At 58.8% G+C, this 16,475-nt stretch carries 12 protein-coding genes, 3 tRNA genes and 2 pseudogenes; 3 read left to right on the plus strand and 14 right to left on the minus strand.

All coding sequences use genetic code 11. From position 1 onward, the window contains the following. Window positions 1-13: 13 nt before the first annotated feature. From AC5LXX_RS07675 to AC5LXX_RS07730, 12 genes and pseudogenes are all read right to left on the minus strand, one after another. Window positions 14-1,567 carry a sugar ABC transporter ATP-binding protein gene (locus tag AC5LXX_RS07675; protein ID WP_493411020.1) on the minus strand — a complete coding sequence of 518 codons (1,554 nt, stop codon included), beginning with the start codon at window positions 1,565-1,567 and terminating at the stop codon, window positions 14-16. Then, window positions 1,554-2,801, minus strand: coding sequence for an ROK family protein (locus AC5LXX_RS07680; protein WP_493411021.1), 1,248 nt, complete (start codon window positions 2,799-2,801; stop codon window positions 1,554-1,556). Before AC5LXX_RS07680 ends, AC5LXX_RS07675 begins: the two co-directional genes overlap by 14 nt. Before the next feature lie 321 nt (window positions 2,802-3,122). Next, a tRNA-Leu gene (locus AC5LXX_RS07685) sits at window positions 3,123-3,209 on the minus strand. Window positions 3,210-3,448: 239 nt separating this feature from the next. Next, window positions 3,449-4,671 (minus strand): IS3 family transposase gene (locus tag AC5LXX_RS07690; protein WP_493411022.1). Its coding sequence is split into 2 segments (ribosomal slippage): window positions 3,449-4,303 and window positions 4,306-4,671, totalling 1,221 coding nucleotides; the frame shifts between segments, so codons are not numbered across the junction. 99 nt (window positions 4,672-4,770) lie between these two features. Then, window positions 4,771-4,857, minus strand: a tRNA-Leu gene (locus AC5LXX_RS07695). A gap of 110 nt (window positions 4,858-4,967) precedes the next feature. Continuing rightward, window positions 4,968-5,957, minus strand: coding sequence for an aliphatic sulfonate ABC transporter substrate-binding protein (locus AC5LXX_RS07700; RefSeq protein ID WP_493411023.1), 990 nt, complete (start codon window positions 5,955-5,957; stop codon window positions 4,968-4,970). Between the two features lie 384 nt (window positions 5,958-6,341). Further along, window positions 6,342-6,843, minus strand: a pseudogene (locus tag AC5LXX_RS07705) (IS5 family transposase); the annotation flags it as partial. Between the two features lie 36 nt (window positions 6,844-6,879). Continuing rightward, window positions 6,880-7,965: pseudogene (locus tag AC5LXX_RS07710) on the minus strand (IS3 family transposase). 186 nt (window positions 7,966-8,151) lie between these two features. Then, window positions 8,152-8,670: an Hcp family type VI secretion system effector gene (locus AC5LXX_RS07715; RefSeq protein WP_493411024.1), complete on the minus strand. Its 519-nt coding sequence runs from the start codon at window positions 8,668-8,670 to the stop codon at window positions 8,152-8,154. Window positions 8,671-9,016: 346 nt separating this feature from the next. Continuing rightward, window positions 9,017-10,150 (minus strand): hypothetical protein, encoded by a 1,134-nt coding sequence (locus AC5LXX_RS07720; protein ID WP_493411025.1) that lies wholly within the window; start codon window positions 10,148-10,150, stop codon window positions 9,017-9,019. 121 nt (window positions 10,151-10,271) lie between these two features. After that, the gene (locus AC5LXX_RS07725; RefSeq protein WP_493411026.1) at window positions 10,272-10,526 is read right to left on the minus strand and encodes a hypothetical protein; all 255 of its coding nucleotides are present in this window, start codon (window positions 10,524-10,526) and stop codon (window positions 10,272-10,274) included. 130 nt (window positions 10,527-10,656) lie between these two features. Beyond that, window positions 10,657-11,025 carry a hypothetical protein gene (locus tag AC5LXX_RS07730; RefSeq protein WP_493411027.1) on the minus strand — a complete coding sequence of 123 codons (369 nt, stop codon included), beginning with the start codon at window positions 11,023-11,025 and terminating at the stop codon, window positions 10,657-10,659. 117 nt (window positions 11,026-11,142) lie between these two features. On the opposite strand from AC5LXX_RS07730, the gene AC5LXX_RS07735 reads away from it, so the two are divergent. From AC5LXX_RS07735 to AC5LXX_RS07745, 3 genes are all read left to right on the plus strand, one after another. Beyond that, the gene (locus AC5LXX_RS07735) at window positions 11,143-11,436 is read left to right on the plus strand and encodes a helix-turn-helix domain-containing protein (RefSeq protein ID WP_493411100.1); all 294 of its coding nucleotides are present in this window, start codon (window positions 11,143-11,145) and stop codon (window positions 11,434-11,436) included. 348 nt (window positions 11,437-11,784) lie between these two features. Next, window positions 11,785-13,548 (plus strand): caspase family protein, encoded by a 1,764-nt coding sequence (locus AC5LXX_RS07740; RefSeq protein ID WP_493411028.1) that lies wholly within the window; start codon window positions 11,785-11,787, stop codon window positions 13,546-13,548. Then, window positions 13,545-14,417: a hypothetical protein gene (locus AC5LXX_RS07745; protein WP_493411029.1), complete on the plus strand. Its 873-nt coding sequence runs from the start codon at window positions 13,545-13,547 to the stop codon at window positions 14,415-14,417. The genes AC5LXX_RS07740 and AC5LXX_RS07745 overlap by 4 nt, the downstream gene beginning before the upstream one ends. A gap of 67 nt (window positions 14,418-14,484) precedes the next feature. On the opposite strand, the gene AC5LXX_RS07750 is transcribed toward AC5LXX_RS07745, so the two are convergent. Then, on the minus strand, window positions 14,485-15,612 hold the full coding sequence (locus AC5LXX_RS07750) for a hypothetical protein (RefSeq protein ID WP_493411030.1): 1,128 nt from the start codon (window positions 15,610-15,612) through the stop codon (window positions 14,485-14,487). 679 nt (window positions 15,613-16,291) lie between these two features. Beyond that, window positions 16,292-16,378: transfer RNA gene (locus AC5LXX_RS07755), tRNA-Leu, on the minus strand. Window positions 16,379-16,475 lie beyond the last annotated feature (97 nt).

Raw genomic sequence — 16,475 nt, forward strand, 5'->3', positions numbered from 1 at the left:
TGAAAGAGCGGGCTCAGTGCGCGTCGGCGAGTTCGGCCTGCGAGCCGGTGGCGAGCGCGATGATCGCTTCCTGCGTGATGGACGTATGCGTGTGGCCGCCGAGTTCGCCCGCGATCTCGCCTTCGCGCATCACGAGCACGCGATCCGCGACGCCGATGATTTCCGGCAGCTCGCTCGAGATCACGATCACGCCCACGCCGGCACGGGCCAGTTCGTTGATGATCCGGTAGATCTCGGATTTCGCGCCGATGTCGACGCCGCGGGTCGGTTCGTCGAGGATCAGCACGCGCGGCTTCGTCTCGAGCAACCGCGACAGCAGCACCTTCTGCTGGTTGCCGCCCGACAGCGCGCCGACGTTGACGTTCGCATGGGGCACGCGGATCGACAACGACGCGATCGCGTCGCGCGCGCGCTCGGCGCCGCGTGCGAGGTCGAGCGCGCCGAGCCGGGCATCGCGGTTGCATACCGAGATGTTGATGTTGTCGCGCACGCTCATGTCGAGGAACAGGCCCTGGCGCTTGCGGTCCTCGGTCAGGTAGACGAGGCCGGCGTCGATCGCGTCGCGCGGCGAGTGGGCGCCGAACGTGCGGTCGCCCAGCTTCACCTCGCCGCGCACGCGCGGTTCGGCGCCGAAGATCAGCCGTGCGAGTTCGGTGCGCCCCGCGCCGACGAGGCCCGCGATGCCGAGCACTTCGCCGGCGTGCAGGTCGAGGCTGCAGCCGCGCACGCGCGCGCCGTCGGCGATGTCGCGGACCGACAGCAGCAGGTGGCCGGGGTCGTACTGCGCGTGTTGCTTCTTGTAGAAGCCGGAGATGTCGCGGCCGACCATCATCGCGACGAGTCGCTCGGCCGACAGCGATGCACGTTCGAGCGTGCCGACGTACGCACCATCGCGCAGCACCGACACGCGATCGGACAGTTCGTAGATCTCCGCCATCCGGTGGCTGATATAAATGATCGCGAGGCCTTCCTCGCGCAACTGGCGGATCAGGCTGAACAGGTGCTCGGTTTCGCGCGACGACAGCGGCGTCGTCGGCTCGTCCATCACGAGGATGCGGGCACGCGTATGCACGGCGCGTGCGATCTCGACGAGCTGCTGTTCGGCGATTGACAGCGTGTCGACGAGCGTGTCGGGCCCGAACGGCGCACCGAGGCGCGCGAGCACGTCCTGGCAGCCGCGTGCCATCGCCGCGCGGTCGATCGTGCCCCAGCGCCGGTTGCCGCGCCGCAGTTCGCGGCCGATGTAGATGTTCTCGGCGACGGTCAGGTTCGGCGACAGGCACAGCTCCTGATAGATCACCGCGACGCCCGCATCGCGTGCGGCGAGCGGGCCGTCGATCTCGATGCGTTCGCCGTCGATCAGGATTTCGCCGCCGGCGTCGGCGCGGTATGCGCCCGACAGAATCTTCATCAGCGTCGATTTGCCCGCGCCGTTCTCGCCCATCAACGAGTGGATCTCGCCGGGATAGACGGTCAGGCTGACCTTGTCGAGCGCGCGTACGGCCGGGAACGTCTTGCTGATCCCGCGCATCTCGAGCAATGGACGGGGCGACTCAGAACGCGACATGGTGGACCTCCTGCGAGTCGGTGCGGGCGCCCTTGAGGATGCCGGCCCGCGGGGAAAAGTTGAAGAACATCGGCAGCGTGGCGGCGCCGATCGCGCCGGCATCGGCGCCGAACGTGCCGCGCACGAGCGTCGGCGTGCCGCGTGCTTCGGGGGCGGTCGCAACCAGCGCCGAGCGCAGGCGCGTCATGACCGCGTCGAGCAGGCCCGCGTCGGTGTCGGCGTCGAGCACGACGACCGGCGCATCGACCACGCACAGCACCGCGCGCAACGCCGGTGCAAGCGCGTCGACGCAGTCGTCGATCCACTCGTCGACGGCCGGAAGGCCGCGGGCGATGCACGCTTCGAGATCGGCGCGGTTCTCGACCGTCTCGCCGTGATGGCGCAGATGGCGCACGAGTGCATGCAGCGATGCGCGCGCGAGCAGGATGTCCCACGAGCCGCGTGGCGGCGGCGCGGAGGCGAGCCGGCTCGGCAGCACCGGAATCACGGCGATGTCGCCTGCGTTGCCGGTCACGCCGCGCAGGCAGTCGCCGTCGATCGCGATGCCGCCGCCGATCGCCGGTCCGATGAACAGGTACACGAAATCGTCGCACTGCCGGCCGTATCCGTAGAACAGTTCGGCGATCGCCGCTGCATTGCCGTCGTTTTCGCCGAAGACGGGCAGCGACAGCGTGCGGCCGAGATCGGCCGCGAAATCGACGTCTTCCCATGCGCGAAACGTGTCGGGCGCAAGGCCGAGCTCGCGCATCCATGCACCGAGGTTGTAGGGCTGCGCGACGCCGACGCCGGTCAGGCGCGCACGTTCATGGTCGGGGAGCAGGGCCTGCATCGCGTCGATGTCGTGACGCACGATCTCGAGCACGTCGGCAGGGGGTGGCAGCAGCGTGTCGTGCGAGCGGCGGCCGAGCACGTCGCCGGCGAAGTTGACGAGCGCGGTCTCGATGCGCATCCGGTCGAGATGGACGCCGATGCCGAACGCGCCGTGCGGGTCGAGGCGGATCAGCGAAGCCGGCTGGCCGCGCTGGCCTTCGGTGCGGCCGGCGAATTCGATCAGCTTCGCGTCGGCGAGCGAGTCGATGATGCTGCCGACCGCCGTGCCCGTCATGTTCGCGAGACGGGCGAGGTCGGCCTTCGACGCGCTGCCCACGCGGCGCAGCGTCTTCAGCAGCAGGCGCTCGTTGTAACGGCGCACGTTGGCCGAATTGCTTCCCTGGCCGATGTGCGGGCTTCTCATGGCGTCTCCTTCCATGTCGCACCGCTCGGCGGTGCATTAAATAAATCACGTTGATTTATTTAACCGCGTGAGCGCAGCGCTGTCAGCCTAGGGAAATCCCGATTTGGTGCGGTGATCGGGCGGGTATGCGGAATCAGGGATGGATCGTGGCGGCCGTAATAACTTGCCGTTCGTGAAGATGGCGATGGACGAAATCCGGCGAGCGGGGGGCGGTTAGCGGGGTGGTGTGCGTCGTGCGGAAGCATCGCGAGCGCGACCGCATCGATTCCGGCGCCGGAAATGAAAAAAGGTCGGCAAAAGCCGACCTTTTTAAAATACAGATGGTGCCCAGGAGAGGACTCGAACCTCCACGATGTTGCCACCGCTAGGACCTGAACCTAGTGCGTCTACCAATTCCGCCACCTGGGCACGTTTTGCAGTGAGCTGCTTGCTGCAAAGAAACGAAATTATAGCGCGTCTTTCAGGGCTGTCAACACTATTTGAGGTCGCGAACGAAAATAATTGGTCGGGCGTGTTCGGGTGGGGCGGGCAGAGTGCGCGAACTCGTTGCGGCGAACCGAACGTGAGTCATCGATATCGGTGTACGCGTTGCGCATCGATTCCGGCGCCGGTGTCAAGTCCTGGAATAGGTTGACAGTATCCAGACGCTAGAACGCCCGATGCACCGCATCGGGCGTTTTGTATTTCAGGGCGGTATGTGGCCGCTCATGGTTGTAGATGCGTACCGACTGTTCAACCATCTTGGCAGCCTGCTCAAGGTCCGCGGGACGCTGCAGCAGGAACTCCCCCTTGAGGATGCCGTTGACCCGTTCGGCCAGCGCGTTCTGATAGCAGTCGTAGCCGTCCGTCATTGAACAGCGCAGGCCGTGACGTCGGTGGATGTCCTGATAGTAGGTCGAGCAGTACTGGATCCCACGATCGGAGTGATGGATCAGTGGCTGACAGGTCTGGCGCTTGCGCAACGCCTTCTTCAGCGCCTGACTGACCTGCTCGGTCTGCAGGCTGTCGTGGACGTGATGTCCGACGATCTTGCGCGAGAACGCATCCGTGACGAGGCTCAAATACACAAACCGGCCCGCCGTCGGCAGGTATGTGATGTCGGCTACCCACACTTGTTCGGGACCGGTGGGTACGATTTGCTCAGGCCCGCGTTTCAGCAGATTTGGATGACGCCGGTAGTGATGGTGGCTTTGCGTCGTCTTGTGATACGCCCGGTGCGGCACGACCAGCAGCCGCGCCGCGCGCAGCATCTCGAACAGCCCATCTCGCCCCAGCTTAATGCCGCGCTCGACCAACGCCGGCCCAAGCAGATGATGCAGTTTGCGCGTCCCAAGCCTGGGCTGGCGCAAACGGACGTCGCGTACCAGTGCCGTCACAGTCTCGGCTTGCGAACAGCGGCGTTTCTCGCTGCGACATCGCTTGTAATACGCTTGGCGGCTGATGCCCATGTAGCGGCAGGCTCGCTCGACGCTCAGCTTTTCGATCCGCCTTTGCGCGACGACCTGCCCGAAGGCTTTTTTACGGTGATCCCGTAGTCCTTGCGCATCACGTCGAGTACGGCTTCGAACAGCGCCGCTTTCTCCTGCGCCTCGCGCAACTGCACCTCCAACTCCTTGATGCGCTGCTCCGGTGTGAGTGGCTTTGAGTCTGGCTTTGGCATGGTGGAACCCGATCGCGCACGGCCGGATGGATCGGCCCAATCCTGCAAGCCGTGCTTACGTAACCATACCAGCACGGTCGAGCGTCCCTGGATACCGTAGCGCTGCTGCGCCTCTCTGTACGTCAGTTCGCCTTTTTCAACCTGCGCTACCACCGACAATTTAAAAGCCAGGCTGTAGTCTCGCTGCGTTCGCTTGATCCCTTGCTCCACTTGGCACCTCTTCGCTTCGGCGAAAAAGTGTCAACCTATTTCAGGACGGGTCACGGAAATGAAAAAAGGCCGGCAAAAGCCGACCTTTTTAAATACAGATGGTGCCCAGGAGAGGACTCGAACCTCCACGATGTTGCCACCGCTAGGACCTGAACCTAGTGCGTCTACCAATTCCGCCACCTGGGCACGTTTCGCTTGCTACAGTGCGAAGACCGCTATTCTAGCGTGTCGGCGGAGTCTGTCAACACAATTTCATCCGAAGTGATAAAAATATTCGCCCTGCGCGTGGCAGGCACTCACGCGCCGACCGGCTCCGCGCGTCTTGCCGTGAAATTCCAGCGCTGAGCCTGTCCCGTATCGACGCGAGCGGGCAGCAATCCGGCTGCGAGGAAGGTGTCGGCGATCTTCTGTTGTTCGCCGAAGTTTTGCGCGACCACGGCGCGGACGAGGTAGCTGCGTCGCGCATTCGCACGTGCGATCGTTGCCGCGTCGAGCCCCCAGATCGGCGCGAGCGTGTTCGCGGCTTCCTGCGGGTGGTCGCGCAGCCACGTGCCGGCTTGCGACAACTGGTCGAACAGGATCTGGACGACGTCGGGTCGCGCGGCGGCGAAGCTGCTCGACGCGAGGTAGTAGCGCTGGTACGACGCGAGTCCGTCGCCGTCGGCCAGAATTCGCACGTCGGGATTCCGGTCGACCGATGCGACATAGGGATCCCACGTGATCCATGCGTCCACGCTGCCGCGCTCGAATGCAGCACGGCCGTCCGCAGGCGTCAGGTAGTGGATCGCTACATCTGCGGGCGTGAGCTTCGCGCGTGCGAGTGCGGCAAGCAGCAGGTAGTGGCTGCCAGCCGCCTTCGTGACCGCGATGCGCTTGCCTTTGAGGTCGGCGAGCGTGCGCAGCGCGCTGTCCTGCTTCACGACGATCGCCTGCGCTTTCGGTGAAGGCGCTTCCTGCGCGACGTACACGAAACGCGCATGCGCGGCCTGCGCGAAGACCGGAACCGTATCGGCCACGTCGGCGCTGAAATCGACGGCGCCGACGTTGAGCGCTTCGGTCAGCGGCAATCCGCTCGCGAATTCATGCCACGATACGCGCAGGCCGAGCGGTGTCAGCGCCTGCTCGAGCGTGCCGCGCGTCTTCAGCAGCGTGATGAGCGTCGACGACTTCTGGTAACCGATGCGCAGCGTGGCGGGCGCGTTCTCCGCGTGCGACCGTACGCCCGCGACAGTGAGGCCTGCGGCCAGCATCGCACGCGCGAATGCGCGGCGGTTCATCGACGTCATGAGTCGTGCTCCTCGTTGGATGCGTTGAAAGCAAGGCGGCTAACGTAGCAACGGGGAGGGCGATTGATAAACGATTAATTCTGCTATCGATCGGAATGGCCGACATAAGGGCCTAAGGGCCGATGGCCGGCGCCGCGATGCGGGCGCTGAAATGAAAAAAGGCCGGCTAGAAACCGACTTTTTTATCAATCGAGTGGTGCTCAGGAGAGGACTCGAAAATATATTATAAGATGTTGATTTTTATAAAAAATTATTTGTTTTTGTCGAAATGTGTACTCATTTATGTACTCATTTTGCCGTCGCTGGGAGGGAGGGGCGTAGCGTCTAAACGCTCAATGAATGGGAGTCAGCGCTCGGTGTTTTTGTTGCGGTAATACGACACTCCGGCGGAATCGAGTCGACGAGCGGCAGCAGTTGCGTGACGCCACTGGCGTTTGCACCGGTCAGGATTGCGACGACGGGAATGCCGCTGACATCTAGAGGATGTGATGCTTGGAACCCGGACGCGCGCGATCCGTGGGGTTCGGGCTAGTTTTTCGCCCGCCCCAACAGCGGGTACCGACGATGAATCGACCGCTGCATATGAGAGGTCGAGTTGGCCCGTCGCACGCAGCTTGTCGAGCAGCAATTCGTGCAGCCGATCCCGCACGCCAGCCTTCTGCCAGTCGTCCAGTCGACGCCAGCAAGTCGCGCCCGAGCCGAAGCCCAGCCGGGTCGGCAAGTGGTTCCAACGGATGCCTTTCCTGAGCACGAACAGGATGCCGTTCAGCGCCCCGCGATCCAGCACACGCGGACGCCCCGGATCGCTCTTCGCGCGAGGCTTCACGACAGGCAGCAAGGGTTCGATCAGTTTCCACCGCTCGCCGTCAATGATCGGCGCTTCTATTCTGGGCCCCGTTGTTCCGGTGACCTGCCCCCGGTTTTAGTCCGAACTGCAGTTAGAGTCCGAGGTTAAAAACTGCTGCTTTGCATCGTGCGCCCGCGCGAACTGCGCAGGCGTCAGATAGCCGAGTGAACTATGAGGCCGCTCGGTGTTGTACTCGATACGCCATTCCTCAATCAGCCGCTTGGCGTGGCGCATTGAGACGAACCAGTGTTCGTTCAGGCGTTCATCGCGGAACCGCCCGTTGAAGCTCTCGATATAGGCATTCTCCACCGGCTTGCCAGGCCGAATGAACGATAGCGTGACACCGGCTTCGTAGGCCCATGCATCCAGCACCTTACCAGCGAACTCCGGCCCGTTGTCGACCGTGATGGATGCGGGTAAGCCTCGCATCTCCTTGAGCCGCTCGAGCACTTGCTGCACGCGTAGGCCCGGCAATGAAGTATCGACCTCGATGGCCAGGCACTCGCGCGTGTAGTCGTCGACCACGTTCAAGCATCGAAACCGCCGACCATAGGCCAGCCCGTCAGAACGGCAGCGGCATGCGCTCGACAGCCGCAATACGCTTGCGTCGCCGCTTGCGCACGCTCAGTCCCGCCTTACTGTACAGGCGCCAGATGCGCTTGTGGTTGGCGAAGCAGCCCTCACGCTGCAACAGCACGTGAATTCGGCGATAGCCGTATCGGCGCTTCTGCGCCGCGATGGCCATCATCCGGCCAGTCAGCGTTTCGTCGTCAACCCGGCGACGTGATTCGTAGCGGAACAGCGAGCGCGAAATCCCTACCAGCCAGCAGGCCCGGGTAACACCCATGGCACGTTCGGTCATCAATATCCGGACCGCTTCGCGCTTGGCCTGCGGGCTTGCTACTTTCGAGCCAGCAGGTCCTTCAACGCGGCGTTGTCGAGCATCGATTCGGCCAACAGGCGCTTGAGCTTGTTGTTCTCCTGCTCCAGTTCCTTCAGGCGCTGCGCTTCGGAGACCGTCATCCCGCCGAACTTCGCTTTCCAGTTGTAGTAGGTCGCTTCCGAGATGCCGTACTTGCGGCACAGCTCCGCCGGCTTCAGGCCAGCCTCGGCTTCCTTCAAGATGCCGATGATTTGCTCTTCGGTGAATCGCTTTTTCATTGCCGTTCCTCTCTGGAACGGACTCTACACCGTCACCGTACTAAACGCGGGGAGCAGGTCAGGTTGCAGACGGCCTCGATCGAGGCCGTCTGTCAGTCAGAGGTCGACGACCTGCATTCGTGTCGACCCGACGGCATGTGCGTGGACCCGGCCGGCATACAGGTGCTGGCCGGGCCGTGTCACACTTTACGCCTCTTGCGGCTTGCGCCAGTCGTCCGAGGCCTCGGTGCCGGCCACAGAGTGGGTCCAGGTGATCTTGCGGTAGGCCATGGCGACCTTGACGAGCTGGGTGTACTCGGCCTTGCTCGGATCCTGAGCATGCGGCAGCACGGTGTTGATGGTCACGATCGTGGCGTCTTCGAGCTTGGTCGTGAAGAAGTGCTCCTGCTTGCCTTCGGTGGAGGTGCGGTACCACTTCACTTCCACTTCGGGGAGCGTCTCGCCTGCCGCTAGCGCCTGGTACAGCGGCGGCGTGGCCTTGTTCAGCGGCGCGGTGAAGGTGAACGGCTTGTGCACGCGCTGGCCGGACGGCTGGCCGCTCTGCGGATCGGTCGGCGTGGCGATCAGGTGTTCGATTTCCTGGACCAGGATCTGGTCTTCATGGCCTTCCTGGTAGACGTTGCCAACGGAGTCGGCAGTGAAGGCGCCTTGCGTGATGTTGCCCTGGGTCTTGCCTTGGATGCTGATGTAAGCGGGTGTCGGCATAGCTGTACTCCAAATTATGCGGGCCCCCATGGCCCGATGTGCCATCGGCGATGACAGGGGCCTTAATTGCAATCGCTATGCCAGGTGCTGAGACACTCGATAAAACTATTAAATATCAATGTGTTGCATGGGTTTTGATAGTGTTGGATTGGCCTTCGAGAGCGTCGCGCAGGCCCATTTCCCCCGGCCTGCGAGCCACAAATGGCTCGGGCCGGAGCAACTCGTTGAAATTGCAAGGGAAAGTGGCGGGCCATAACTGACCTGCCGGGCCATTTGTGGCCCGCTCTCGCACATGGCAGTTACCGGGCTGTTTCAGCGAGCAGCGATACGCGAATTTCGGACAAGGCTAGGCGGGCTTTTTGGCCGGTGAGGGTTGAGGCCGTCGCGCGTGCTGAACCGCGACGCAAGCCTGCGTGAGCACATCGATGAAATCGAGAGCCCTTTCTCGAATGCGCCTGCCACGGGCTTCATATTCGGCGAATGGATTGGAACAAAAGAGCTTCACGAATTCATTCTGCTGTTCGTCCGCATCGGGGGAACCGCTTTGCCATTGCCGAGACTCGTGAAACGTGTGCCGCTCGAAGAGCACTTTGGCAAGGGTTTTGTCCATCGTCTGTCCGAGCATGACTGTATCGAAGCGTTGCTTGTACTGCCGCGACACGTCGCATATCTGCAGTAGATCGATGTCGCCCAGCCCCTTGAGTATGCCGCGTTTCAGCTCGTTCATTTGGGCAAGTGCTTCCGACAAGTTTCCGCTGGCAAACACTGGCGCATCGGGCTCGCTACCAGACTGCTGCCGTATGAGCTGCTCGATTCGGCTCGCGAATGTGAATTTCACGTACCACGGGCTGAAGTACTGGAGCGGCAGGTCGTCGGGAATTGCCTTGTAAGCGATGGCGAGCGGAATCTTGACGCGAGTTCCTTGCCGGAGGGTGAGCTTCCAGTCAGCCGTGTCGATTTCCTGGACGAGTTTCGCCAGAAAGCGCGCGTCGCTATCAACAAGGTTCAGCGCGCTCACAAGGTCTTCGGGCGTGCTGAAGCCAATGGCATGAACGGGCAATTGCGTAATAGAAAGGATTCCTAGCAATTCTGACATTGCGGACCATGCACCATCCGTGGTGACTGCTGCCCGGCGCCCCAGGTGTTCGTACACCGCCACGGCAGAAATGGCCAAGCGGGTGGGGCGGTCGCTCCATCCGCTAACAAACCGGCAGAATGCGGTGTAAGCGTATGCATGCAGGGCGCGCTTCGCATTGTTTTCGCGATGCTTGAAGTCCTGAATCAAACTGTTGTCCAAGACCAGGCAAAGCTCTGCATCAAGCTCGTAGCCGGTTGCATAATCGGTCACGAACTGCATTGTCAGGTGGAAAAACTTGCCCAGCTCTTCGTCGTTTCGGTTCGCCAGGAATTCACTGACTTCGCTGATAAAGCCTTCCTTCACGGAGGCCGCAGCTTCAAAGTTTTTTTCCACGCTGGTCATGGCTTCTTCGGAGAATATGGCCTGCTTTTGTGTATCGGCAGTCGATCGCAACGGCAACGCAGTATGACCAACTGGCATGTCGGCAGCACGGCGGGAACAAAGCCCGCGGCGGAGGCAGTGGCTACATCTTTGCGACTATCTTCGCTGCGAACTCACCTGCCGCCTTCTCCACATCCTTGGGCGTTCCTAGTAGGGCCGGCAGGTCCTTCACGCGATGGTAAATGACGGCCCGCAGCTCGCTTTCCGTGGGGCGTGGGGTGAGCTTCTTGAGGTTGGAAACCGCCTGCTTGAGCACCCTGGTATCGCTGGGGTGAGGGCTGAACCAGGTAGGCCGTGAGGCCCAGCATTCGATCGCCTGTTGAATGTCTTCTCGCATGGAAATTTCCTATTCGTTGGTTGTTGGGTGTTCGGAAAGTCTGTCACTTTTGGCGCGGCCGCATCCAAAGGAAACTGGGGTTTTATCTAAATTGCTCATGAATTATATTCCATGGATGCATGCCTAAGAGCTACCAAAGCGTGATTCCAACGACCAGTACAGCTATTGCCAGCAGAACCAGCAAGATAACCGACATGCTGACGAGCATAATGTGATTGGCTGCTTCCTTGTTCTGCCGTGCAGCCATATAGCCATGAAAATCGGCCACATTAACCGGATCTACGACCACATGCTGTGGGTTGCGCATAAGTTGAATGGCATCGTCATACTGCGTGTCCAGTACGGCGTTTACAAGGTAGCCTAGTTGGCGACTCCCTCCGAAAAAGGTTCCAATGCGCGCGCTGGCATCGACACACAGTACGGAAATACCTTTCTGTTCCAGATGATTCTTCAACGCGTAGGCGGCATCGCTGGTATGAAAGATGGCGAGAAGTTGCACGCTTGATTCGATAAAACGAAGATTTGTGGTTGAGATAAGGCACCGTGCCGTGATCAGCAAGCCGCAGGCAGTACAGTAGTACGACAAGGCTAAGCGCTGACTTCCCAGTTGAAGGCAGTGCTCAGGGGAGTGAGCCGTCAGGATGGGGCCAGCAACGCTGCGCCCGCTGCGGACACCGATGTACCAGCACGGCGCACGCGCCGCTTCCATTTCAATGCGCAAACGCTGGCGGCGAAGCGGGAGCAGTTGGGAATCTCGCAGCAGGCCATGGCAGCCCTGCTGGAGGCTTCCACGCCGTCGGTGAGCAGGTGGGAGAGCGGCAAGGCCACGCCGCGTGCGGCGCAATTGGAGCGCATTCAGGCCGTGCTGAAAATCGGCAAGCGGGAAGCGAAGGCCAGGTTGGTTGGCTGAATCGTAGGCACACGCCCGAATATTTGCACGCTGAAAGGGATGGGAATCCGCATTTCGCGGTGGATTCGTCTCGTGCGTTGAAATGTGAGGGTAGGAAACTCAGGAGAACCACAGAGCGGCCACAAACGAGGCAGACGACCCGACTACGTCCCGCATCTCCCTTTCTGAAATATCAGATCCCGGAGGTCTGGATGGCGCAGATAGATTTCCTGCTAGTGTATTCTTGCGTGTATTTGCTGACAAAGCCTTGGGTTACCGGGGGCCGTAGGCTAGGTGTGGCTGCGTTGAGGCATACATAAGACAAAGAATGGCGCTCTATCCAATGGGTGCTGAAATTAAGGGGAAGTCATGAAGCTGTTTTTGACCATCGGGGTTTCGGAAGCACCACCGCTTTCGCATTTGCCGGGGGCGATTACAGTCGCTCGCGAAATGGGTGGTTGGGCACGAAAAGCCGGATTCGTCACGCAAGTGATCACTGATGAGGGTAAAAACCCCGTCACGATTGCACGCATCCGTGAAATACTTCTCGGAATGCTTCCTGCCAATGACGAAGTGGAACTTTTCATTTTGCACTTCGCCGGGCATGGGTTTCGATCTGGGGCAGAACAAAATGTCTGGCTCCCCAGTGACTGGTACAAGGAGATGCGTGCCATATCAGTGGAAGGGCTGAAAAGACAGCTCTACAGACATGGAATAAAAAGCCTGTCGATCTTTGGCGACGCCTGCCGGTCGTTACCCTTAGACATCGACACTGCAGACATTTTCGGTGACCCGGTACTCCCAAGAGGGCCGTACGATGCAGTGGCCCCCATCATTGATCGCTTCAACGCGGTAGTGGATGGTCAACAGGCATACATGCTGAAAGGAGATGGCATTGCCCCGCCTAGATGCGTTTTTTCCACTGTCTTGGTTGAAGGGCTGTGCGGCCTCAAGGATGAGGCATTTGACAAGTACAATCCGGATTGTGTGATTCCCGAGTCGCTTGCGTTGTTCTCAAAGGAGCGATTAAAGGAGATTGGTGAAACATACGATCTGAAATGTTCTCCCGATTACGCTACTGGCATCCCCAGAGAGCATGCGATTTACTTCAAACGAGGTGAGAGTCCAACCGATCTACCCATTCCCCAATGGCCTGCGCCGCCTTCCCGAGGTCAAATGCCGGATAACGCCGGCGAAGATTTGCAGGCTGGCGGCGAAGATCTGCAGGCGAGCCCCCCCTATATCGAATTCCGCGTTCTCAAACGACACTTCCGAGACAGCCTGTCACTGCATTCCGATTTCGCTCCGTGGAGATTCAACCTAGCTATCCGCGGCGCGGTGCCAAGGAAGATATGGAGCACATCCCCAGTTGAAAAAATCTTGATCAATGATGATGATGGAGCAATCTTTCGAGTTCGAGGCACGGTAGATGGTGCCATTCAAATCCTCGTCGAATTTGACGATGGCGTGTTCGCATCGGCCGTAGTATATGAGAACCTCATCACTCTGATAAGTCGAGACGAAAAGGGTGAGATAAATTGGACCTGCGTTTCTGAATGGGCTGAATTCAGGAGGGATCTGAACACGTCTATAAATGTGATCAAGGATCTTCAGACGGGTAATCTCTCTGCTGACCAAGTGGACGATATCGCGGTAAAGCTGCGAGAAGTAAAACACATCAATCCAACCTTGGGCGCCATCGCGAGCTATTTGTACGACTACACAGGGGACATCGATAGTATACGTCGGATGGCATTCTTTTATTGCCATTACCATCAACCCATGCCGTTCGATGTGGCATTTATGGGCCTTCTTTCAACCAAAGACACGGAACGGGGCGGTATTGTGGCGGACGTACCACCAATTCCAGCAAGGCCGCAGTCGTCGGAAAATGGTAAGTTGCCACATTGGGTTACGAGAGCGACCGATGGGGCGTCGGGGCAGGTTGCGGGCTTATGGCCTTGGCTTCGCCAGGGGTGGCAATTCATGGAGAATCCAGAGCCGCAAGAGAAAGCGGCCGCGGAAGGATTGCGTGGTGTCACCAATTTTCTATTGCCTTCACAATTCTCTTCATTCAGAGAACGAGGGGCGATAATACTGATAGATAGATTTAACTTGGAGGCAAGCGAATGAACGTTCTGATGATTCATGGAATTGGTCAAGAGGCTTCCACTAAGGATGAACTCCTCAAGAAATGGACAGAGTCCCTCCACACCGCCCAACCAGGCTTGCTCGACGGGGCGTTGGTCGAAATGGCGTATTACGGTACGACGCTTGCCGACTGGACAAATGGCAAAGCAAAGAATGCCATCGGTATGGGCACTGAGTCCACGGCCGTTCACGTCGGTGATGCTGATGAATTGAAGTTCCTCAGCGCCGTAATGGAAGAGTTCGCCAGCAACCATGGTATCGGCGAGGCTGAAATTGAGGCCGCGATAGAGTCGACAGGAAATGATGCAGTACCGATGGATAACTTCATCGCAAGACGCCTCGTCGGTCTAGTGCGCGTGGTCGAGAAGATTTCTCCAGCCAAAGGCTCGCTTCTTCTTCGGGTCATTAGGCAGGGGCATACCTATCTTTCTTCACCTGGGGCAGCAAAGGCGGTCGATAGTATCGTGCGACCATTCTTGCAAAGAAGCCCCCAAATGCTGATTACTCACTCGCTCGGAACCGTTATTGCTTTCAAGCTGCTGCGCGAGATGGAAGCGAAGGGCGTTGAAGTCCAGATTCCGCTTCTTATAACCATGGGTTCGCCGCTGGGCCTGGATGCGTTCAAGGCGAAACTTGGCGCACCGCGGCGCAAACCTGCCTTTGTAGAGCAGTGGATGAATTTCTATGACCCATCTGATTTTGTCGCGCTTGGAAAGCCGTTGAGCGAAGAGAATTTCGCAAGCAACATCGATAACGATGGCACCGTTGATAACAAGACCTTCAACGCCCATGGCATTGTTGGCTATCTCCCTCACAAGGGCGTCATCGACGCGCTCAAACGCGTTCTATAGCAGCCGTTATCGCAGATCGAAAGTGGCCTATGGGTAGCCCAAAGATAAGCAGGGCTTGTCTACTTTCTTAGGGGTGGCGCAGGCGCATGTACTCCAGCACGTGAGCTTGTAGCTCACTCCTAAAGGTCTCCGAGTAGATGAAATACACATTGTTCTTGCTTGTAATGGCAATGAAGGCTTTGACTGCAAAGCCCACGACTCCATGGTACTTCCTGATGAAGGGGATAGTGAAGCTGCCAGTTGGCTGCTTCACTTTGATCAAAAAGCAAAGAAATTCCCCTGCAAGGTCGATGTCTTCGCAGCCTTCTTCAACGTGGGTTTCATGGTAGCGGGTGATGGGGGCGATGGTGAACGTCCGGTCACTTTGGGTTGTGAGATTATCCTCATCCTCGTCATAGTGCATTTCCATGCTCCTGATTTTGAGGTCATCACCGCGATAGGTGGACTTGAGTAGGAATTTTGGTAGTTCGACCTGAAGCATGCCATCGGCGTCGACCTCTGCCTCTGCATAGACGTAAACTACGTCTGAGATCTTGTGGAACTGGCCACCGTGGTATGCCACTACCTCGTACCCGCCTCCGAACAGGTCACTAATGGTATCGGACTCAAATTTGTTTTCGAATTCATCAATCACGTGATGTGCGAACTGATAGAGAGCCATGCAGGTGCCTTGCACAGCAATGTCCTCCAAAGAAACATCGAATACATGAAGAGGGAACTGCTCATAGTGCTGAATGGCATGTATTGCCCCTGATCCGCCCACGTGAAGTTCGAAGTGCTCGTTGGAAAATCCAAACTTCGCGCAGTGGTTCGTGATCTGGATTTCATCGTCCTCGACACTGAGTGCGATAGCGGTCAATTGAGCTTCTTTTAGCTGTTCGTCAGCCAGGATGGCATCCACGAAACGCTTGCCGGTCAAGTCGGGGCATTGCGCTAGGAGCGAATCAATCAGCCGTACAGCATTCTGGATGGCGGCAACACTCCCAGCGAAAGCGACGGCGAAGTGTTTGTTGACTACCAGAATCTTTTGGCAAAGCCCGGCCACGGTGCGAGTCTTCAGGGGCGCGCAGTCAGTACTGGGGTTGAACGACGGAATCTGCGAAGGGCGCATCCGGGTGCTCTTCGTACTAGTGAGCAGAATGTCGGCTTGGAGGAAACCACCTTTCTTCAGGCGATAACCTGTGATCATGGTCATGTGAAGTACTTTCAGAGGGAGTGGGTTCAGTAAGATGCAACACTATGCGCCTGGTTGCCGCAACGTGCGGCCCACTCGTCCAGCACGGCTTGCCGTAGGGTGGCGTCCACTTGCTGCAATGCCATCCTGGCGCCTACCTGCTGCTCCGCTTTCAATTCCGTGAAGCGTTTGGGCCATTGCAGATCGCCCAGTGCGTGCGCTCGCGCGGTAGTACGTAGTTCATTTATACCGCTACTACGTACAGTACTGTCCTGCTTCGAATTCCGAAGAGCGGTGTCTGGCGGGGCTTCCCGACCTGGTTCGGATTCCGAAGAGAGGCGTTCGAAATTCCGAAGAAGGCTTGAAATCCCTTCTTCGGATTCGTGGGAGCCGTCCTCCTGCGGATAACTTTCTGTCGCCTGGATGCCCCGGGAGGCCATCCGTCGTCACCCACAAGAACAGTCCGTTTCCGTCAGGCAGTCCGTAGGGCTTTGATCTCGGCTTGGCCGCCTGAACCTGTAGTGCAGTCAGTGTCATCTGAGTACATTTCCTTACATCGAACTTTCAATGCACTCAAAAATGTACTCGTTTGCAGGTGGCTTTGGGTGAAGTTCGGAAGACGCCAGAAGACAAAAAAGCCCGCAGTTGCGGGCTTTTCTGAGGATCAGAAGACTTCGTTAGAAGCCTCTGGAAGTATAAGTGGTGCCCAGGAGAGGACTCGAACCTCCACGATGTTGCCACCGCTAGGACCTGAACCTAGTGCGTCTACCAATTCCGCCACCTGGGCACGTTTTGCAGTGAGCTGCTTGCTGCAAAGAAGCGAAATTATAGCGCCCCAATTATTCGTGTCAACACTTTTTTGCGATGCATCGCAAACCGGCCGC

This window comes from Burkholderia torrens (assembly GCF_984668525.1).

What these genes read in the sequence shown, in the direction of transcription:
- AC5LXX_RS07675 (WP_493411020.1), bottom strand. Translation starts at nt 1,567, where the DNA reads ATGTCGCGTTCTGAGTCGCCCCGTCCATTGCTCGAGATGCGCGGGATC.
- AC5LXX_RS07680 (WP_493411021.1), bottom strand. Translation starts at nt 2,801, where the DNA reads ATGAGAAGCCCGCACATCGGCCAGGGAAGCAATTCGGCCAACGTGCGC.
- AC5LXX_RS07700 (WP_493411023.1), bottom strand. Translation starts at nt 5,957, where the DNA reads ATGACGTCGATGAACCGCCGCGCATTCGCGCGTGCGATGCTGGCCGCA.
- AC5LXX_RS07715 (WP_493411024.1), bottom strand. Translation starts at nt 8,670, where the DNA reads ATGCCGACACCCGCTTACATCAGCATCCAAGGCAAGACCCAGGGCAAC.
- AC5LXX_RS07720 (WP_493411025.1), bottom strand. Translation starts at nt 10,150, where the DNA reads ATGACCAGCGTGGAAAAAAACTTTGAAGCTGCGGCCTCCGTGAAGGAA.
- AC5LXX_RS07725 (WP_493411026.1), bottom strand. Translation starts at nt 10,526, where the DNA reads ATGCGAGAAGACATTCAACAGGCGATCGAATGCTGGGCCTCACGGCCT.
- AC5LXX_RS07740 (WP_493411028.1), top strand. Translation starts at nt 11,785, where the DNA reads ATGAAGCTGTTTTTGACCATCGGGGTTTCGGAAGCACCACCGCTTTCG.
- AC5LXX_RS07745 (WP_493411029.1), top strand. Translation starts at nt 13,545, where the DNA reads ATGAACGTTCTGATGATTCATGGAATTGGTCAAGAGGCTTCCACTAAG.
- AC5LXX_RS07750 (WP_493411030.1), bottom strand. Translation starts at nt 15,612, where the DNA reads ATGACCATGATCACAGGTTATCGCCTGAAGAAAGGTGGTTTCCTCCAA.